We start from the raw sequence: 19,977 nt of genomic DNA on the forward strand, positions 1-19,977 counted from the left end.
AAGTGGGTATATTTTTATTGGTTTTCAAATGTATAATATAAAAGTTAAAATTTCAAACGTTTTCGTGATTTTAGATTTTGTCTAAAGTGGCTTCAACCATTTGAATTTTATTCAAAACAAAAAGCACCTACAATCGCAGATGCTTTTCATGAATATCAAAAATAAATTATTGCTTAATCATTCGAATCGTTTGTGTTTTATCGCCTTGCGACACTTTCAAATTATAAAAACCGGATGGGTAATTTTGACCTATTGTAAAGTCATTCATTCGAGTGGCTTCTACATTCAAATCCTCAATTTCTTTTCCTAACATATCATAAACTTCAACTTGAATGGCTTCACTTGAAATAGCATTCATGCTCAATTTAAAAACATCTTGAAACGGGTTTGGGTAAGCGGTTACAATGTCAGAAACAGATTCATTAGAGATTGTGGCTAATGAACTATTCATTACGCGATGAAGCGGTGTTGCTTGTGTGTAGCCTAAAATTAAAGCTGGAGTTGAATATGTAGTCATCGTCCTTGGCGCATTCGATGAACCATAAGGAGCCCAACCCACCTGCGTATTCGTTGAACCAGCAGCAGGAATAGTCGAAGTTGGTGACAACCACAATTCCGGATCGCTATCGACTGCCCAAGGCACCGTGTTGGTAAATCTAAACCTGCCTATTCGGTAGGTTCCCGGAAGAATATTTACTTGGGAACTAGCAGTTGTAGCTTGCGCAATTCTTAAATGTGGCGTTCCTGGCCCTCTGTAATAAGTCACTATTGGACTTAAACCTCCATTCGCGGTAATTTCAGGAGCTATCGTTCCAGGTATTAAAACCCAAGAACCGCAACCAGAAGTCGAACAAGGTGTGCCGCCGTTTAAAATCGCAGGGGTGAAATTGATTCCTGTCGAACAACTTGCCAATCTTACTCCTGTAGTAGTTCCGTCAATAATCAGCATGACATCTACTTCAAAAGTATTGCTTGTCTCCATCATATTGGCTAAAGTAACGGTGAAGTGTTGTGCGAATCCTATTGAAGAAAGTGCCAACAAACAGAAAAGCATTATTTTTTTTGGAGTTGAAGTAGTATTGTTTTTCATATCAATCATCTTTAATTCATTGAATATTAACACACAAACATACTAAAAAATGCAGAGAATGGTTAAGTAGAATTTAGAATTCGGTAGGTTTGAGTTAGAATTTGAAGCATGTCATGAATGCACTATAGTGTAAAAGCAAAATAAAAAATCAAGCATTCGATGGTTTTTGTATTTTTAAGCCATGATAAAAGAACACTACAATATCATGGGTGTGATGAGCGGCACTTCGCTCGATGGTGTCGATTTGGCGCATATTCAATTTACGATTCTCAACAACCAATGGCAGTTTCAAATCTTAGAATGTGAAACCATTGCTTATGATGAAAGTTGGGTGAAACAATTGAAATCGGCTGTGAATTACAATCAAAATCAACTAGACGAACTCAACCAGAACTACACAAAACTTTTAGGAAACATCATTCGTGATTTTATTGAAAAACACCAACTCAAAAATATTGATGCGGTTTGCTCACACGGCCATACAATCTTACACCAACCACAAAACGGATTGACTTTACAAATTGGAAATCTTCCCGAAATTGCATCTTATTGCGAGCAAAAAGTGGTTTGTGATTTTAGAGTACAAGATGTAAAACTAGGCGGCCAAGGCGCACCGCTAGTTCCGATTGGCGATAGAATTTTGTTTGCTGAGTATGACTATTGTTTGAACTTGGGTGGTTTCTCGAATGTGTCTTTTGAAACCGATGGAACAAGGATCGCTTTTGATATTTCACCCGTGAATACTGTTTTGAATTTTTATGCGAATCAACTCGGTTTCGATTATGATGACAAAGGCCAAAAAGCGCAATCTGGAACAATGCATTTAGCATTATTCAATGCGTTGAATCAACTCGATTTCTACCAAAAACCATTTCCAAAATCTTTGGGTTTTGAATATGTCAAAGAAATCGTTTTGCCATTAATCGAATCCTATTCCATTACTATTGAAGACAAAATGCACACGTTTACCGAACATGTTGCGTATCAAATTGCGTTGGCTTTACCCGTAAAAAAAGGACAACTTTTAGTGACCGGTGGCGGTGCTTACAATGATTTTTTAATTGAAAGAATGCAATATCATTTACCCGAAACGGACATTATAATTCCGGATTCTGAAGTGTTAGAATTCAAAGAAGCCTTAATTTTTGGTTTGCTCGGCGTTTTAAAATTGCGCGGTGAAATCAATGTTTTGAGTAGCGTGACCGGAGCGAAAACCGATCATAGTTCAGGTGAAATTTATCAGTAAACTTTCCTTTATTATCTACTTTAAAAAATTACATTTGCACCATCAAAAAAAGCAAAATTTTAATGAAAGATTTACTCAAGAAATTCGAAGATAAAACACCCGAAATTATTTTTAACTGGAAAGATTCCGAAACCGAAGCCGAAGGTTGGACAGTCATCAATTCCCTTCGCGGTGGCGCTGCCGGTGGCGGAACCCGTATGCGAAAAGGATTGGATATGAATGAAGTTCTATCGCTTGCCAAAACCATGGAAGTTAAATTCTCGGTTTCCGGTCCTGCGATTGGCGGTGCGAAATCAGGCATCAACTTCGATCCTAATGATCCGCGCAAAAAAGGCGTTTTACAACGTTGGTATAAAGCGGTTTCTCCTTTGCTCAAAAGCTATTACGGCACCGGTGGCGATTTGAATGTGGATGAAATTCATGAAGTGATTCCAATGACCGAAGAGTGTGGCGTTTGGCATCCGCAAGAAGGTGTTTTCAACGGACATTTCAAACCAACGGAAGCCGATAAAATCAACCGCATCGGACAATTGCGTCAAGGTGTGGTGAAAGTCATTGAAAACCCTAAATTCTCGCCAGATGTGTCGAGAAAATATACCATCGCAGATATGATTACAGGTTATGGTGTTGCGGAAGCGGTGCGTCATTATTATGATATTTATGGTGGCAGCGCTAAAGGTAAAAAAGCGATTGTTCAAGGATTTGGAAATGTTGGTTCAGCTGCGGCTTTCTATTTAGCGGAAATGGGTGTAAAAGTGATTGGAATCATCGATCGTGAGGGCGGTGTCATCAATGAAAATGGATTCACTTTCGAACAAATCAGAACGTTATTTTTGAATAAAGATGGTAATCAATTGGTGGCTTTCAACATGATTCCGTTTGAAGAAATCAATAGTACAATTTGGTCATTGGGTGCTGACATTTTCACACCGTGTGCTGCTTCAAGATTGGTGACCCAAAATCAAATTGACAGTATGATTGACTCCGGTTTAGAAGTGATTTCTTGCGGTGCGAATGTTCCGTTTGCCGATAAAGAAATTTTCTTCGGTTCGATTATGGAGCAAGTGGATCAGAAAATCAGTTTGATTCCGGATTTTATTTCAAATTGCGGTATGGCGCGTGTCTTCGCTTATTTTATGGAGAAGAAAGTGCAAATGACTGATGAAGCGATTTTTGCCGACACATCAAATATCATTAAAAACGCTATTCAAAAAGCATATGAATTGAATGCATCGAAAACCAATATCAGTGCAACCGCTTTTGAAATTGCATTAAAACAATTAGTATAAACTTTGAAGTAGTTATTAAAAAACAATTTTTAGTATATTTATTCGTTTTTAAAAGGAATTCGGTTCATTAAATACAATATTATCATGGACATATCACTCAATAAAGACCAACAGAAATCAGTCGGACTGACTATTCTAGTCATGACTTTACTGCTTCTCATCTTATTCTTTGTTCGATTTTGGCCACCAGCGAATCTCAAGTTAATGGGCGGCGGTGGCGGTGGCGGTATTGAAATGAATTTCGGCGACAGCGATTATGGCATGGGCGATAACTTCAAAAGTGAAGTATTGAACGTAAAAGATGAGGCCAAACAAGCACCAACTGCAGCAACTTCAAAAGATGATAACATCATTACCGAAGATGATGCGACCGATGATGTGATTGCGATGCCTAAGAATGATAAAGCAAAAAAACCAACTCCTGTTGTAGAAAAAGTGGTTGCAAAACCGGTTATTGAAAAACCCAAAGTTTCTAAAAACACCAATGATGCACTTGCTAATTTATTGAACTCGAACAAAGGTGGTGATGGCAATGACAAAACCGGCGGTAACAAAGGAAGACCAGACGGCAGTTTATCTTCAAGTGGTTATAGTGGAAGCGGCTCAGGTACTGGAAGCGGAACAGGTTCTGGCTCAGGAAACGGAAGTGGCTCTGGCAGCGGAAATGGCTCAGGAAATGGTAGCGGAACAGGAAGCGGCAATGGTTCGGGATATGATTTAGGAAACAGAAAACCTTTAAACAAACCAAAACCAAATTATAATTGTGATGAACAGGGTACAGTTGTGGTTCAGATTACAGTAGACCAATCCGGAAATGTCATCAATGCCAACCCTGGCGCAAGAGGAACTACAAACGCTGCGAAATGTCTTTTAGATGAAGCCAAAAGTGCTGCATTAAGAACCAAATGGCAAGCCGATAGTAATGCTCCGGACAAACAAGTCGGGAAGATTATTTATAATTTCAATTTGAATTAACTACACACAGATTTTCATAATTGAAAGTCAAAATAAAAAAAGTTAGCCACGAATTCACAATTATTAATTAGTGAATTCGTGGCTAAAATGTTTTTAAGAAATGATTACTTCGGACTTGTAGCAATCACGAATTTCAATTTATTCCTAACACCGATTTGAAGTACATCCACCAAATCCTGCACTTGCAGATTGAATGGTATTCTGACTACAACAGTTTGATCTTTCGCCGGATCCATTTTGGAAAGCAACAAAGCTTCGAGTTTATCAAAATCCACTTGTTCCTTGTCAACAAAAAATTGTTTGTCTTCCGTAACTGACAATGTAATCAATTGCTTGTTGGTCTTCTCGTTGGTTTTCGATTTTGGTAAAGTCATTCGAATGACATTCGGGTTGGCCAACGTCGAGATAATCAAGAAAAACAACAGCAGGAAAAACATGATGTCGCTCAATGATGAAGTTGCTACTTCTGCATGGAATCTTTTATTTCGTCTTATCGCCATGATTTGGTCTTTGAATGATATTTACAAATTCTAATACTTGTTTTTGGATGGCGAGTGAAAAACTATCGATACGACCGTTGAACAAATGATAAGCAGCATAGGCTATAATTCCAACAACCAAACCCGCACCACTACTGATCATTTTCTCATATAATCCTCCGGAAATATTCCCGATACTGATATCTTCGGTTACCGAAATGCTGTAAAATATTTTGATTACTCCCGAAATTGTCCCTACGAATCCTAATGTTGGCGCAATACCAGCAATTAATCCTAATTGACCTAACTTCTTTTCCATCTCGCCGATTTCGATGTTCGCGGCGCGTTCCATGTTCGATTCGATTTCGGTGATAGGTCTTCCAATAGTTAAGATCCCTTCTTTTAAAACATTGCCTTGAGCGTTTCCGCTTCGATCTGCTGCGGCATGAGCCATGTCTAAGTTCCCAGCATTGAGATTGTTTCGGATGTCTTTGATTAAATGTTGGTCGATTTTTGCCACTTTGTTGATGAATAAAAGTCTTTCGAAAATGAGATAAATCGTATAGATGAATAGAATTACGATTGGAATCAAGAAAAATCCTCCTTTGAAAATAAATTCCAAAACGGAAACTTCATTAGTAAGCGGTGTATTTTTAGCCACTTCGGCTGTAGCCTGTGCTAAAGTATCGGCTTGTATTTGCAAAAACGTCGTAATCATATTTGTTTGTTTTTTTTGACTTTTATGATAAAATAATTTCAAATTTGTATCGGCAACACCGACTTCACAATATTAAACTAAAAAAAGTAGAAAATATTTTACATCAAAATTTATTTATTAAAAAGTAATGAACTATAACGACACTGTCAACTGGATGTTTAAGCAATTACCGATGTATCAAATGCAAGGCGCGATTGCGTATAAAAAGGATTTGACCAATACGATTTTGCTGGTTGATTATCTCGGCAATCCGGAAAGAAACTTGCGTTGCATTCATGTTGCAGGCACCAATGGCAAAGGATCTACTTCGCATATGCTGGCGTCGATTCTTCAAGAAGCCGGTTATAAAGTTGGATTGTATACTTCACCGCATTTGAAAGATTTCAGGGAACGTATTAAGATTAATGGAGACATGATTTCTGAGGATTTTGTAGTGGATTTTATCAATCAACATCGCAGCTTTTTTGAAAACCATGAACTTAGTTTCTTTGAAATGAGCGTCGGTTTGACGTTTGATTATTTTAATAAAATGCAGGTTGATATTGCCATTATTGAAACCGGTATGGGCGGTAGATTAGATTCAACGAACATCATTCGCCCATTGATTTCGGTAATTACCAATATTGGATTGGATCATACAGTATTTTTAGGCAATACTTTACCATTGATAGCTGCAGAAAAAGCGGGTATTATCAAAGAAAATATTCCCGTGGTTATTGGTGAATATACCCATGAAACCAAATCCGTGTTTGATGCCAAAGCAACTGAAACCCAATCAGAAATTTATTTCGCTTCCGATTTAATTTCAGAAGACTATCCGTCGGCATTGCTTGGAAATTATCAACTGCATAATAAAAAAACAGTTTTGCAAACCATTAGAGTTTTACAATCTCAAAATCAACTTGTTATTACCGAAAATCATATCAAGAAAGGTTTTTTAGCGGTAATAGAAAATACCGGTTTGCATGGACGATGGCAACAACTGCAAGAGCATCCTAAAGTCATTTGCGATACGGCACATAATGCGGCGGGATTAACTTCGGTTATCAATCAAATACTTCAAGAGCAGTATGCGCATTTGCATATTGTTCTTGGTGTTGTGAATGATAAGGATTTGAATGAAATTTTGCCATTATTTCCCAAAAAAGCTACTTATTATTTTTGCAAACCCAATATTCCTCGCGGACTAGATGCAATCATTTTAAAAGAAAAAGCCTCAGAAAATGATTTGATGGGGGAGATTTACAGCTCAGTTTCAGAAGCTTACCAAGTAGCTTTAAATAATGCCGGTACTTCTGATTTTATATATATTGGCGGCAGCACTTTTGTTGTTGCAGAAATTTTGTAATAAAATTGAAATTTGTTTGCAAATATGAAAAACTACCTTATATTTGCACACGCAATCAGGGCGATTAGCTCAGTTGGTTCAGAGCATCTGGTTTACACCCAGAGGGTCGGGGGTTCGAATCCCTCATCGCCCACAACTTATTAAAGGACAAATCATTTTTGATTTGTCCTTTTTGTTTTTAGGCGCTAAACCCCTATTAATACTGGTAATTTTTAAAAGTATAGGATTCAAATCTGCAGTTCGAACTTTATTATTTTCAAATTGAAACTTTTTAGGAAATATCGAACCAATAATTTGCCTTCTTTGAGTCAAATCTGCAAATTAGAGGAAGAATTAACAACTGTTTCACATGTAACTATAGCTTGCTTTAGTATTTTTGTTAATAAGCCTTAAAAAATGCATGACGAATTAAGAAAAAGCCTCAACCATTTTGTTGCTATTACTGATGATGAGTTTAATCTCTTTTTAGCCAGAATGAAACCAAAAACACTCAAAAAAAATGAATATTTTTTGAGACAGGGTGAAGTCTGTCACAATGCGGTTTTCCTCATCAAGGGTTGCGTTCGTTATTATTTTAATATTGATGGGGAAGAAAAAACAGGGCAATTTTTTTTTGAAAGTTCTTGGTATACTGATCTGGAAAGCTTTGTTTTCGGCGAACCATCCGAGCAAAATATCCAAGCACTGGAAAATTCAGAATGTTTAATTATCAGTAAAAAAGATTTACACGAACTATATGAAAGCAGTCACACTTTCGAAAAATTTGGCAGATTATTGGTCGAGTATGGTTTTCTTGGATTAAGAAAAAAAAATAAATTACTCACAAACATGAGCCCTGAAGAACGGTATTTAGATTTACTAAAAAACCGTCCTAAGGTTATCGAACGCATTCCACAGATTTATATTGCTTCGTATTTGGGTATTCAACCTGAAAGCTTAAGCAGAATTAGAAAGCGGATATTCAATCAGAAAAAATAAGTTGATTTATTTTAGGAAGATGTCTTTTCTGTAACAACATCAGATTTTTAATACTCAATACACGAATAAAATTTTTGAATAAAATAAAGATTAACAATCTTGATATCTATTTGTAAAATGAACAAAACGATTTTAACTGATTCTAAAGGAAGTGAAATTCGATTTTCTAAAGTGCAAAACTTTGATGGCGAAGTCTGTTTCAAAGATTTTTCAATCAAGCATGTTGTTACAGGTTCTGAAGCATACAAAATTGATAAAAAAGAATATGCTCTCAAGCAAAATGATTATCTTATAGGTTCAAAAACCTTTTCAAATGTTAAAATCGATAATGAAACTCCGGTTTATGGTATTTGCATTGATCTTTCAGAAGAAATCATTCAAGAGGTTATTACCTATAACTATGGCAACTTCTCTATTTTTAAAAATTACATATTTGATAATGATGCCATTAAAACCAGATATAAGTCAGATAGTAGTTTACTCGGTAAAGCTTTAAAAAATTTAGGATTAGAATTTGAATCCATCATGTACAATACTGATGTTCTGAATAATGAAATCTTTTATCTATTGTCTGAATGCTTAGTAGCAGACCAACACCAATTATTTAATCAGTATAAGAATTTAGATGCATTAAAAGCAATTACCAACAAAAAAATCTTCAACTTATTGTTGGATTCCAGAGAATATATCGATAAGAATTATCTCGAAAAAATAGATATTCAAAACATCGCCAACACCAATACGCTGTCGGAATATCATTTTCTGAGATTATTTAAAAAGGCTTTTTCTGTCACACCACATCAATATATTATTCAAAAAAGGTTAGAGTTTTCAAAAAATCTACTTTTAGAAAATTATACTTTAAACGACGTGGCATTTTTAAGTGGCTTTGCAGACCAACCTTCTTTTGCAAAATCTTTCAAGAAAAAATATGCCATAACTCCGAATGGCTTCAAAAAACACTTTAGCAATTTTTGACAATACAATTAATATTGGTCTAATTATTTTTGTTTAAAATCAAACAAAAAATAATGAGAAACTTCATCATTGTGCTATTTAATGTATTGTTAATAAGTGTTTTACAAACAGTTTTCGCCCAACAATTGCCTCGAAAAGGTTGGTTTGGAGCGAGACTAGAAACCGTCAATGCTGAAAACTATAAAACACTATCCTTAAAAGAACCAAAAGGAATTAAAATCGTTCAAGTAGTCGGCGGTACTTCAAAAGCATTAAAATTACTTCCAGATGATGTTCTTATTTCAGTAGATAAAAACTATTATAAAGAAACGGCTGATTTGGGAAAATACATCAATTCTAAAGTAGAAGGAAATTCAATAACCTTACTAATTTCAAGAAAAGGAAAGGAAATTAAAATTGAGGGCAAAATTGTCGGACGCGATCGAGAAACTGACAAAAACGCAACTATTGTTTATGAAAGTGTGCCTTATAAAGAAGGCTTATTAAGTGTAATCATTAACAAACCTAAAAAAGAAGGCAAACTCCCAGCGGTACTTTTTATTCCCGGTTACACTTGTTCTTCTGTTGATAATTTATCCGAAAATCATCCTTATGGAAGAATTATTAGAGCCTTCAGCGATGCCGGATATGTAGTGCTTAGGGTTGAAAAAAGCGGCTTGGGTGATAGTCAAAATACCCCTGAATGCACATCAACAAATCTCAACGATGAAATAGAAAGCTTTACAGCAGGGTTAAATAAATTGAAGTCTTTGCCTTACGTAGATGATGAAAATATATTCCTCTTCGGACATTCTATGGGTGGCATCATAGCACCAGCACTCAGTGCAAAAAATGCTGTAAAAGGAGTCATGGTCTACGGAACAACCGCCAAAAGTTTTTTTGAATACCAGCTCGAAATGAATCGACTTCAACTTATGTTGGCAAAACCAGATCCGATGGAATTTGAAAAAACTTGTCGATTGCAAACTCAAATTGCTTACGAATATTATATTGAAAAAAAGGATTTAAAGACAATCGCTTCAACGCCTGAACGAATGGATGCGCTAAAAAAAGACTGGCAGTACGACGGACAAAATAAAATTTTTGACCGCAATCAAGAATATTGGCGACAAATAATAGACCATCCTTTGCTTGAATATTGGAGAGATACCACTGCGAAAGTATTAGTTCTTTATGGCGGTGCCGATTATCAGGCCTTTTCAAAACCCGATCACGAACAAATTGTCTACACGGTAAATCATTATCATCCGAAGCATGCAGAGTTACTTATTTTTCCTGAAACAGATCATTATTTAGCGAAAACAAATACCCGCGAAAATGCTTTTAATCTGTTTAATGCTGGAAAAATTCAAGAACTTTTCAATGCATTCGATTTTAAAGTTACCCAAAAGAGTGTCGAATGGGCCAACAATCAGCTTCTAATCAATCATTAAAATATAATTAACATGGAAACTAAAGCAACCACTCAAGTTACAAGATTTCTCTATGTAGCATTTGTATTGTTCGGATGCTATCAAATTTTCGTACTGCAATCTTATGTAAATGCTTCTGCCAGTTTTGGAATTGCGTTAGCATTCGACCCCTTTAATCATCTTCAGCCTTGGAAAGAAAGACCGCGGTGGCAAAAAATTTGGCTAATTGTCCATTTGGCAATCGTAGCCTTGCTCTATGGATACGCTGTAGGTGTAAACGACAAAAATTAATTCAGCTCAAAAGTAAAATCTAAATAAATTAAAAATGAAAAAAGCATTACTTACTATAGTTCTAGTAATTGGTTTTCTAAAAATAGAAGCACAACCCTACAATTGGTCAAATCTGCCGAACGCTCCTTACAACGGAAGCAAACAAGACGGTATATTTTTTTTAAACCAAAATCTAGGTTGGTCTGTAAATGGCTCCGGTAGAATTTTTAAAACCCAAGATGGAGGAGTAACTTGGTTACAACAAAAAAATGCCCCGGGAACTTATTTTCGAAGTGTTGCATTTGTAAACGATCAGGTCGGCTTTGCAGGAAATATTGGAATTAATTATTTTCCTGGAGTAACCGATACCAATCCGCTATATAAAACCATTGATGGCGGCAACAGTTGGGCTCCAGTTACAGCGTCGATTACAGGCGTTGTTCCGGCAGGAATTTGCGCAATCGAAGCCGTAAATGAAAACGTAATCTACGCAGCAGGAAGAGTGGGAACACCACAAGTAATTCTAAAAAGTACCGATGGCGGAAATACATGGACGGGTACCGATATTTCTAGTCAATGTAAAATGATTTTAGATTTACATTTTCAAACACCAGAAATTGGGTATGCTTTTACAGGTACAAGTGCAAGCATTGCTTCATCTAAGGCACGCGTTTTAAGAACAACCGATGGCGGGACAACTTGGTCGATTGTTTACACCTCAACCAGAAACTACGAGATTATGTGGAAAGCCTCTTTTCCGACTGCAAACGTGGGCTATGCTAGTATCCAAAGTTATAATTCCGCAACAACACAACGTTACATTATTAAAACCATTGATGGTGGATTAACATGGTCTGAATTGTCATTGACCAATTCAGGTGCAAGAGAATTTGGTATCGGATTTATAAGCGACAATGTAGGCTGGGTTGGTGGTGAAACCACGGGTTACGAAACGGTGGATGGTGGCTTAACATGGACTGAAAAAAATATTGGTCAATACGCTAATAAATTCAGCGTTACCGCCAATCCTAACGGTAGTAAAACGGTCTATGCGATTGGTTTGAATGTATTTAAAATGACCGATAACGGCACATTGGGAACTACAACAACTTCAATACACTTAAAAAATGATTTATTGGTATCACCTAATCCAGCTGTTGCCGGGCAATACATTGCGATTAGTTTGGATAAAATCAAAACCAAAATTGTCAAATCTGAATTGATTAGCATCGAGGGAAAAGCAACAACTATTTTATTTGATGCTTTCTATACAGGAACACAAGAAGCGCCATTTATGTTCAAACTGCCCAATGTAGCTTCGGGAAATTACATCTTAAAATTTACCGATGAAAACGGAAAAATATTCAAACAAAAAATAGCAATCATTAATTAAATGTAAGCCAACCGAATCTTGCTAATCGTAGCATAAAAACATAAATTGTATAAATTGATTTTGAGATTGAACGTTGTTCAAAAAATAATTATACATTTGCATATGACTATAGCCGATCGTAAAGCAAGAGATAAAGAAAACCTAAAAGCATTGATTCTTCAGGGTGCTAAAAAGCTTTTTTTAGAAAAAGGTATCGAGCAAACAACGATTAGAAATATTGCAGACGAAATTGATTATAGTGTGGGTACAGTTTACGTCTATTTTAAAGATAAAAACGCCATACTGCATGATTTACACACCATCGGTTTTCAAGAGTTGGGCGGTAATTTTGTAGAGCTGTATACTATAGAAAACCCCATGGAACGATTGCGAAAAATGGGCATTATTTACATGAAATTTGCTATAGAAAATTCAGAGATGTATGATTTGATGTTCAATGTCAAGGCACCGATGGAGTACATCGAAAACTCAGATAAAGAAGATTGGAACGAAGGTGTTGGGACTTTCGATGCACTTAAAAATACTGTAGCTCAATGCATGGAAAAAGGTCATTTTTTGGGCCACGAGCTCGAGCCTTTGTCTTTCATGATCTGGAGCTTGGTTCATGGTATGTGTTGCCTCGAAATTAGAAACCGAACCAAAGGCGTGAAATTCTCAAAACCTGAAACCATTCTCACAGATGGCTACCAAGAGTTTTTGAAAATTATAGAGAAACTATAATATTTTTTTGATTAATAATTTGAACGTCGTTCAATTAAAAAACATCGTTATGAAACAACTATTAGAAATTATCAAACATAAAAATGAAGCATTATTTATTTATGGTATAGTTTGCTTGTTAGGCGCTATGGTTTGCATGGTCTTAAGCAAGTATAGTACAACGCAAGTCATGGGAATAAGTGCCTGGATTAAGCCGCTAAAGTTTTTACTATCGGTAACCCTTTTCGTTTGGACTATGGGATTTTATTTGCAATACCTTGAAAATCAAAAGCAGGTTATTTTCTATAGTTGGTCGGCAATTACTTTGTTTTCCATAGAATTAATCCTGATTATTTATCAAACAGCCCAAAGCAAAATGTCACACTTCAATGTCGAAACGCCTTTAGACAAATTCATTTTCAACATGATGGCCGTTATCATCACCCTTTTGATGTTGCATACGCTCTACATTGCACTGCTGTTTTTCAACCAAAACCAATTTAGTGCGCCGGAAACCATAATTCTCGCTGTCAAACTGAGTATTGTGGTCACTGTATTATTTGCTTTTGAAGGCTTTGCTATGGGCGCCATTTTAAAGCATACTGTCGGGAGCGAAGATGGTTCGGCAGGTTTACCCATAATCAATTGGAGTAAGAATTATGGCGATTTAAGGGTAGCGCATTTCTTCGGTATACACGCATTGCAAATGATTCCATTACTCACCTATTTGTTGGCCAAAACCAAGCGGGATGTTTTAATTATAGCCTTTATTTATTTTGTCTTCGTTTCCTACACACTCGTCAATGCTTTACAAGGAAAACCATTCATTAAACTTTAAAATCAAATTTTAAAACATTAAATCAACTTTTAACATTTATTGACTTTAGTCAATTTTGATTCAAAACAGTTGAAATAGTTTTGCTAAAAATTATAAATAAAAAAAAATGAAAAAGCTATTTATTTTATTCCCATTCCTCTTCAGTATGATTTCTTTTGCCCAAACAGGCATTATTCGAGGAACAATTACAGATAAGCAATCTGAGAAAATCATTGCCGGTGTATACATTGAATTGGTTAGTGATTCCAATTTGGGAACGGTTACAGATGAAAATGGTAATTTTAAATTGTCGAATGTTCCTTTAGGTAGACAGACCATTCGAATTAGTTTTTTAGGATACGAAAACACGACAGTGCCCGATATTGATGTTACATCAGGAAAGGAGATTGTCATTGCAGTTTCCTTGATAGAAAATTTCAATACGCTTGAAACCGTCAATGTGAGTGCTGGAAATAACAAAGCCAAAGCAATCAATAAAATGGCAGCCGTTTCGGTAAGACAGTTTTCGACCGAAGAAGTCAATCGTTATGCAGGAGGCAGAAGTGATGTGGCGCGATTAGCATCGAACTTTGCAGGCGTTTCAACGGCCGATGATAGTCGGAATGATATTGTTGTTAGAGGAAACTCGCCTACGGGATTATTGTGGCGATTAGAAGGCATTCCCATTCCAAGCCCCAATCACTTCTCGACATTGGGAACTACGGGAAGTCCGGTTTCTGCTTTAAATCCAAATTTATTGGCGAATTCTGACTTCATCACCTCTGCTTTTCCTGCCGAATACGGTAACGCCATTGGGGGCGTATTTGATTTGGGCTTTCGAAAAGGAAATAACAAAGAATATGAATATACTTTAGGTGTTGCTGCATTTCCTGGCGCAGAAGCCATGGCTGAAGGTCCACTTGGAAAAAAAGGAGGCTCATTTCTAGTCGCGGCTCGATACGGAATTGTAGGGTCTTTGGGACTTGCCGGAACTGCTGCACAACCCAATTATAATGATATTTCATTTAATATCGATTTTGGAAAAAGAAAATTGGGCAACCTTTCGGTGTTCGGGATTCTAGGCAATTCTAATATTGATTTGATAGGAAAAGATGTAGAGTTGAGTGATGATGACCTTTTTGCAACACGAGATGAAGATAGTTTTGTAACTTCCGGATTTGGTGTCATTGGCGTAAAACATACTATCGACTTAAGTTCACAATCATTTTTGAAAACAATTTTGAGTGCTTCAACTTCAGGCAATAATTTTGATCAAGACCGGTATTTCAATTTAGAAACGCCTACAGAATATAAAGTTAGATGGACAGAAGCGGATAATACTGAAAGTAGAGTAACCTTTTCAACGCTGTTCAATTCGAAAATTTCTAAAAAATTCACTTTCAGAACAGGATTGCTTTTAGAAAACTTTTCCTTAGAATCTAAACTTTCCGATAGAGACCGACAGCAAGACACCAATGGCGATGGGCAACCTGATTTCGTCAATTTGATTGATAATGACGGATCTTATTCAATAATACAACCTTATGCCATGGGGCAATTTAGGCTTACTGAAAAATTAACTTTTAATGCGGGTATTCACGGACAATACTTTTCACTAAACGAACAATTTGTTTTAGAACCCAGAACTGCTTTGACCTATGCCATAAATAATAGAAGCTCCATTAATATTGGCTATGGTTTGCACCATCAGAATGTTGCTGCTCCATTGTTATTCCTCAATGAAAACATTGGCGGGAATTTGATACAAACCAATAAAGATTTAGATTTAGTTAGAAGTCAACATTATGTTGTAGGTTATGATTTGCGTTTTGCGGATAAATGGAGAGCAAAACTTGAACTCTATTATCAGTCTATCGACAAAGCAGCAGTTGAACGCACACCATCAAGCTATTCTTCGTTAACAGAAGGTGCTGATTTTGGGTTTTCAATAGACAAAAACTCATTGGTTAGTGAAGGTAAAGGGTCAAACCAAGGAATTGAATTTACCCTAGAAAAATTCTTTAGCAAAGGATACAATGTTTTGTTTACCACTTCTATTTTTGAAAGCAAATACAAAGGAAGTGATAACATTGAACGAAATTCTCCATTCAATAACGGTTATGTAATCAATGCTTTAGCAGGGAAAGAATTCAAAATCGGAAAGGCCAAAAAGAATGTTTTTTCGATCAATACCAAATTTACAACCGCCGGTGGTCGCTATTATACTCCAGTCGATTTAAACGCTTCGATAGCACAAGGATTTGAAATTAGAGATGATACCAAAGCGTACAGCGAGCAATATGATGCATATTTAAGACTTGACTTGAAATTTGCTATTAAAATCAATAGCAGTAAAAAGAAACGTTCGCATCAGTTTTATGTTGATTTTCAGAATGTAACCGACAACAGTAATGTTTTCTCTAAAGATTACAACCGATTGACCCAGCAAGTGAATCAAGTTGACCAACTAGGGTTTCAGCCAGATTTCGGATACAGATTTCAATTTTAGATACGTTAGTTGCATGTTTTGTTTGAAGTAGCGTTTGGCAGTGATTTTTTTACGACGCAAACGCTACTTTTATTAATTTTATTCAAAGCAATAAGTGCCATAAATTAAAAACCATTAACGTCCCCAAATAATTTTTAAATCATAAAACGCATATAATGATATGATTGATAATTTAAGCATGTTTTTATCCCGATTTGAAAAATTAAGCGAAGAAGAGTTTGCAGCTTTTGTAGCCATATTTACGCCTATTGATATTAAAAAATTGGACCATCTTTTTCTAGAAAATGAAAAAATATCCAGTATATACTATATCGATCAAGGTATTCTTAGGGGTTATTACAACAAAGGCAATAATGAAATTACGACCAACTTCTATTTCGGACCAACCATCATGACTGATTTGATTGCTGTAAGAAGTCAAAAAGAAACACAAATGAATGTTCAAGCACTCAAACCTGTTAAAGGAATGGTTGCGGCGTTCGCTGATCTTGATTTATTAATAGACCAGTATCCAAACATAGAATCCGTTTTCTTTAAATTTCTGGAACACTTGTATCTTTTTGGAGTTATGCGGCAACATTCTTTTATTTTTGACACACCCCAAGAGCGTTATATAAAACTTTTTGGAGAACGCCCGAAAGTTATTGCAGAAATACCTCAACGTTATATTTCTTCGTATTTAGGCATGACTCCTGAAACATTAAGCAGAATTAGAAAACGCATATTCACCGACTTGTAATATGGAAAATCTAAAACTATTTACTTCACAGTTTGCAATACTTACCGAAAAAGAATTATCGGACTTAGAGGCCTTATTTCAACCTATGCCTATAAAAAAAATGGACCATATATTGGTATCTGGAAATTATGTAAAAGACATTTATTTTTTTAATGAAGGTATTTTCAGAGTCTATCTTTTAAAGGAAGGTGAAGAGTTTACCACTAAATTTCTATATAGTCCTTGTATGTATGCGGAACTGTTTTCAATTAGAAAAATTGCGCCAACTTTTATAAATATTCAAGCACTAACAGTATGCGATTGTTACAAAGCCAATTTTAAGGATTTAGAGAAATTATTAGAGACTAGTCCGAATATTCGAAAATTATTTGTAAAGCTTTATGAACATATTTATATCACTGGTGTTAAAAGACAAACTTCGTTTATTTTAGATTCTCAGACCAAGCGATATCAAAATTTAGTATCAGAATTTCCAAAAATAATTGAAGAAATTCCTTTACAATATATTGCTTCTTTTATAGGTGTTAAGCCTGAAACTTTGAGCAGAATTAGAAAAAAAAATAGCGAATGACTTTCTTTAAATTTTAATGTTGTTTTCAAAAATAATTGTATAGAAATCTTGAAAACGAATGCATAAAAGTAAATTAAACAATCGTTAATTACGCGCTACAACAATATTCGAAAAGAACAAAATAGTAAATTTGAAATGGTACGCAATTTCTGATTAATGGGAACGCAATCGAATTTTCCTTTTTTTGAAACTATCAATGACTGGCACGTAGCCTTAAATACGGGCTTGTGTTCATCGCATGATGACTTTCACATTTTCCGTTATGAAGAAGTCATGGACAACCTTGTGCTTGAAACGCCATATTATAAAGACGCTTTCTTTCACATCACTTTCGCCACTTCCATGGATGCTGTTTTAACAATCAATGACAAAGCATTTGATTGTAAAAAAGGCGGGCTTTTATTTTTTATTGCACCGGAACAATTGATTCATTGGAAACGTGGCAATATCCATTGGGAGGGATTTGTCATGCTCATCAAACCTAAATTCATCTCCTACTCGATTCAAGGCAGCCAGCTTTTAAAAGATTTAATGGTTTTTGAAAAAGAAGGCATTCATGTGACACAAACGACAATCTCGGATGAAAAAGAATTTGTAAAAGTCTTTGAAGCTATACTACAAGAATACCATAGCGAAAAACTGATGAAATTTGAGATGATCAGAGCGCAACTCAAAATTTTGCTCATCATGGCGCAACGTATTAATCTGAAAGCAACTGAACATGCAATAGTGAAAAAGCAAGATTTAGTTGCATACAATTTTCAAAACCTGGTCAATAAGTATTTCAGTCAAAAAAGAGCCGTATACGAATATGCCAAAGAATTGAATATCACTAAAGATTATCTGAATGAGATTGTTAAAAAACAAACAGGCAAATCAGCAAGCACCATAATCAGAGAGCGAATCATTTTAGAAGCCAAATGTTTGCTCTTATATACGCCATTGGATATCGCAGAAATTGCGTTTGAGCTCAATTTTAATGAGCCTTCCAATTTTATGCGTTTTTTTAAAACCAACGAAAAAATAACGCCAAGCGAATACCGAAAAACCGCTGCAACGTTAAAATAAATACCTAAAAACTGATAGTTTTTCCCACGATTTTGATAGTTTCTTTTCCTCAAAAAGGAAAGAAATTTATACTTCATCTAAAAACTAAAATCATGGACAAACACTCCAAAACAAAAGACATTATTTTAAAAGCAGAAGAAATTCAATGGATTCCATTTTCTTTACCCGGTTGGACGGGAACAACAACAGCAGCATTTATAAATGCAGATCTAGAAAAAGCACCATTTATCGCAATGGCAAAATTAGCACCCGAAGCCAATCTTCAAAGACATTATCATAATATAGCGGTCGAAAGCGTTTATGTTGTTGAGGGTGAGCTTATCAACAATGGAGAGGTTTTAAAAGCAGGCTCATTTTTAATACACGGACCAGGTGTTGAACATGGGCCACATACTACTAAGACAGGATGTACCTTAATGTTTATTCAATTTCCCGGAGTAACAATAGAAGATAGCGTATTAGTTTAATTAAAAATAATTTTAAAATGGAAAACATCACCAAGTCAAACGAATTAGACTATATGCCCTTTCAGATTCCAGGGGCCACATCAGAAAAGTTATTTGTGAAGCTTTTAAACCTAGACACCCAATACGGACCGGTTTTCGCTGAACTTAAAATGGAGGCCGGAGCTTATATTCCTGCGCACATTCACCACAAAACAGAAGAACAGCATTATGTTTTGGAGGGCGATTTCATAAACGACGGTATCACCTATGAAGCCGGTGCTTTTTTTAGTCATGACATCGGACAGGTTCATGGCCCGCATAGTACAAAAAATGGATGCCGTATTTTGTTCATCCAACCCAATCAGGTAGATCCGACCGATTTTGAAATAGCAGATTAAATTATTTTCAATAATAATCATGAAGCTGAACAATTGATTTTGCTCAGCTTTTATTTGTAAATCAAGATAAAGTCAACTCTTATTTATTATTAATTTGCTTTCTTCTTTTTACAATTTCATCAGCATTTTCATTAGCCCAATCAATGATATGTTCCATTTGGTACATCAGACTTACGCCAAGTTCTGTCAATTCATATTCTACCCTTGGCGGAACTTCGGCAAATACTTTCCGCAGCACCAAACCATCGCCTTCCAAATTTCGGAGCGTGACGGTAAGCATGCGCTGCGATACATCACCTATGCGATTCTTAAGTTCATTGAAACGCATTTTTCCATAGCCGCCTAACGCATAAATCGATAATAAAGTCCACTTGTCACTGATTCTTGCAATAATGTCTCTCACGGGACAGATATCGTTTCTGGTGGAATTGGCGATTTCAAAAATATTTTGAAATTTTTTATCGGTTACAATCTCTTTAATTTCCATATTAGTTCCCTTCATGTTACTAAGTCATCCTGCTGTACCCTCTTGTATAAACAATAGTTACTATTTA

Annotated in this window: 21 protein-coding genes and 1 tRNA gene; 18 read left to right on the forward strand and 4 right to left on the reverse strand. The window is 35.8% G+C overall.

The features are described from left to right. Positions 1-166 precede the first annotated feature (166 nt). Positions 167-1,090 (reverse strand): T9SS type A sorting domain-containing protein, encoded by a 924-nt coding sequence (locus RMO03_RS01145; protein WP_309640239.1) that lies wholly within the window; start codon positions 1,088-1,090, stop codon positions 167-169. Between the two features lie 181 nt (positions 1,091-1,271). Between RMO03_RS01145 and RMO03_RS01150 the strand changes: the two genes are divergently transcribed. The 3 genes from RMO03_RS01150 (at position 1,272) to RMO03_RS01160 (ending at position 4,600) form a co-directional block, all read left to right on the forward strand. Beyond that, positions 1,272-2,336 carry an anhydro-N-acetylmuramic acid kinase gene (locus RMO03_RS01150; protein ID WP_309640240.1) on the forward strand — a complete coding sequence of 355 codons (1,065 nt, stop codon included), beginning with the start codon at positions 1,272-1,274 and terminating at the stop codon, positions 2,334-2,336. A gap of 62 nt (positions 2,337-2,398) precedes the next feature. Further along, positions 2,399-3,625: a Glu/Leu/Phe/Val dehydrogenase dimerization domain-containing protein gene (locus RMO03_RS01155; protein WP_309640241.1), complete on the forward strand. Its 1,227-nt coding sequence runs from the start codon at positions 2,399-2,401 to the stop codon at positions 3,623-3,625. 84 nt (positions 3,626-3,709) lie between these two features. Next, complete coding sequence (locus tag RMO03_RS01160) at positions 3,710-4,600, forward strand: energy transducer TonB (RefSeq protein WP_309640242.1); 891 nt, start codon at positions 3,710-3,712, stop codon at positions 4,598-4,600. A gap of 104 nt (positions 4,601-4,704) precedes the next feature. On the opposite strand, the gene RMO03_RS01165 is transcribed toward RMO03_RS01160, so the two are convergent. Together RMO03_RS01165 and RMO03_RS01170 are read right to left on the reverse strand one after the other, a co-directional pair. Then, complete coding sequence (locus RMO03_RS01165) at positions 4,705-5,100, reverse strand: biopolymer transporter ExbD (protein ID WP_309640243.1); 396 nt, start codon at positions 5,098-5,100, stop codon at positions 4,705-4,707. After that, the gene (locus RMO03_RS01170) at positions 5,081-5,794 is read right to left on the reverse strand and encodes a MotA/TolQ/ExbB proton channel family protein (protein WP_309640282.1); all 714 of its coding nucleotides are present in this window, start codon (positions 5,792-5,794) and stop codon (positions 5,081-5,083) included. The genes RMO03_RS01165 and RMO03_RS01170 overlap by 20 nt, the downstream gene beginning before the upstream one ends. Before the next feature lie 130 nt (positions 5,795-5,924). Between RMO03_RS01170 and RMO03_RS01175 the strand changes: the two genes are divergently transcribed. From RMO03_RS01175 to RMO03_RS01245, 15 genes are all read left to right on the forward strand, one after another. Further along, positions 5,925-7,145, forward strand: a complete 1,221-nt coding sequence (locus RMO03_RS01175) for a folylpolyglutamate synthase/dihydrofolate synthase family protein (RefSeq protein ID WP_309640244.1) — start codon at positions 5,925-5,927, stop codon at positions 7,143-7,145. A gap of 58 nt (positions 7,146-7,203) precedes the next feature. After that, positions 7,204-7,278, forward strand: a tRNA-Val gene (locus tag RMO03_RS01180). 263 nt (positions 7,279-7,541) lie between these two features. Then, positions 7,542-8,123, forward strand: a complete 582-nt coding sequence (locus tag RMO03_RS01185; RefSeq protein WP_309640245.1) for a Crp/Fnr family transcriptional regulator — start codon at positions 7,542-7,544, stop codon at positions 8,121-8,123. 117 nt (positions 8,124-8,240) lie between these two features. Beyond that, a complete protein-coding gene (locus RMO03_RS01190; protein ID WP_309640246.1) occupies positions 8,241-9,101 on the forward strand; it encodes an AraC family transcriptional regulator in 861 nt (286 codons plus the stop codon). A 53-nt stretch (positions 9,102-9,154) separates the two neighbouring features. Next, a complete protein-coding gene (locus RMO03_RS01195; protein WP_309640247.1) occupies positions 9,155-10,534 on the forward strand; it encodes an alpha/beta fold hydrolase in 1,380 nt (459 codons plus the stop codon). A gap of 12 nt (positions 10,535-10,546) precedes the next feature. Next, complete coding sequence (locus tag RMO03_RS01200) at positions 10,547-10,804, forward strand: hypothetical protein (protein ID WP_309640248.1); 258 nt, start codon at positions 10,547-10,549, stop codon at positions 10,802-10,804. Between the two features lie 34 nt (positions 10,805-10,838). Beyond that, positions 10,839-12,176 (forward strand): YCF48-related protein, encoded by a 1,338-nt coding sequence (locus RMO03_RS01205; protein WP_309640249.1) that lies wholly within the window; start codon positions 10,839-10,841, stop codon positions 12,174-12,176. 102 nt (positions 12,177-12,278) lie between these two features. Further along, a complete protein-coding gene (locus tag RMO03_RS01210; RefSeq protein WP_309640250.1) occupies positions 12,279-12,896 on the forward strand; it encodes a TetR/AcrR family transcriptional regulator in 618 nt (205 codons plus the stop codon). 49 nt (positions 12,897-12,945) lie between these two features. After that, positions 12,946-13,713, forward strand: coding sequence for a hypothetical protein (locus RMO03_RS01215; RefSeq protein ID WP_309640251.1), 768 nt, complete (start codon positions 12,946-12,948; stop codon positions 13,711-13,713). A gap of 106 nt (positions 13,714-13,819) precedes the next feature. Continuing rightward, a complete protein-coding gene (locus tag RMO03_RS01220) occupies positions 13,820-16,201 on the forward strand; it encodes a TonB-dependent receptor (RefSeq protein ID WP_309640252.1) in 2,382 nt (793 codons plus the stop codon). A 160-nt stretch (positions 16,202-16,361) separates the two neighbouring features. Beyond that, positions 16,362-16,940 (forward strand): Crp/Fnr family transcriptional regulator, encoded by a 579-nt coding sequence (locus RMO03_RS01225; RefSeq protein ID WP_309640253.1) that lies wholly within the window; start codon positions 16,362-16,364, stop codon positions 16,938-16,940. Between the two features lies 1 nt (position 16,941). Beyond that, on the forward strand, positions 16,942-17,511 hold the full coding sequence (locus RMO03_RS01230; RefSeq protein WP_309640254.1) for a hypothetical protein: 570 nt from the start codon (positions 16,942-16,944) through the stop codon (positions 17,509-17,511). Between the two features lie 156 nt (positions 17,512-17,667). Continuing rightward, the gene (locus RMO03_RS01235) at positions 17,668-18,579 is read left to right on the forward strand and encodes a helix-turn-helix domain-containing protein (protein WP_309640255.1); all 912 of its coding nucleotides are present in this window, start codon (positions 17,668-17,670) and stop codon (positions 18,577-18,579) included. A gap of 92 nt (positions 18,580-18,671) precedes the next feature. Beyond that, a complete protein-coding gene (locus tag RMO03_RS01240; protein ID WP_309640256.1) occupies positions 18,672-19,046 on the forward strand; it encodes a cupin domain-containing protein in 375 nt (124 codons plus the stop codon). Positions 19,047-19,063: 17 nt separating this feature from the next. Further along, on the forward strand, positions 19,064-19,423 hold the full coding sequence (locus RMO03_RS01245) for a cupin domain-containing protein (RefSeq protein WP_309640257.1): 360 nt from the start codon (positions 19,064-19,066) through the stop codon (positions 19,421-19,423). A 79-nt stretch (positions 19,424-19,502) separates the two neighbouring features. Here RMO03_RS01245 and RMO03_RS01250 read toward each other — a convergent pair whose 3' ends face one another. Continuing rightward, positions 19,503-19,910, reverse strand: a complete 408-nt coding sequence (locus RMO03_RS01250) for a helix-turn-helix domain-containing protein (RefSeq protein WP_309640258.1) — start codon at positions 19,908-19,910, stop codon at positions 19,503-19,505. Between the last annotated feature and the right edge of the window lie 67 nt (positions 19,911-19,977).

The organism is Flavobacterium sp., assembly GCF_031411595.1.
In the GTDB taxonomy this organism is placed as follows: Bacteria; Bacteroidota; Bacteroidia; order Flavobacteriales; family Flavobacteriaceae; genus Flavobacterium.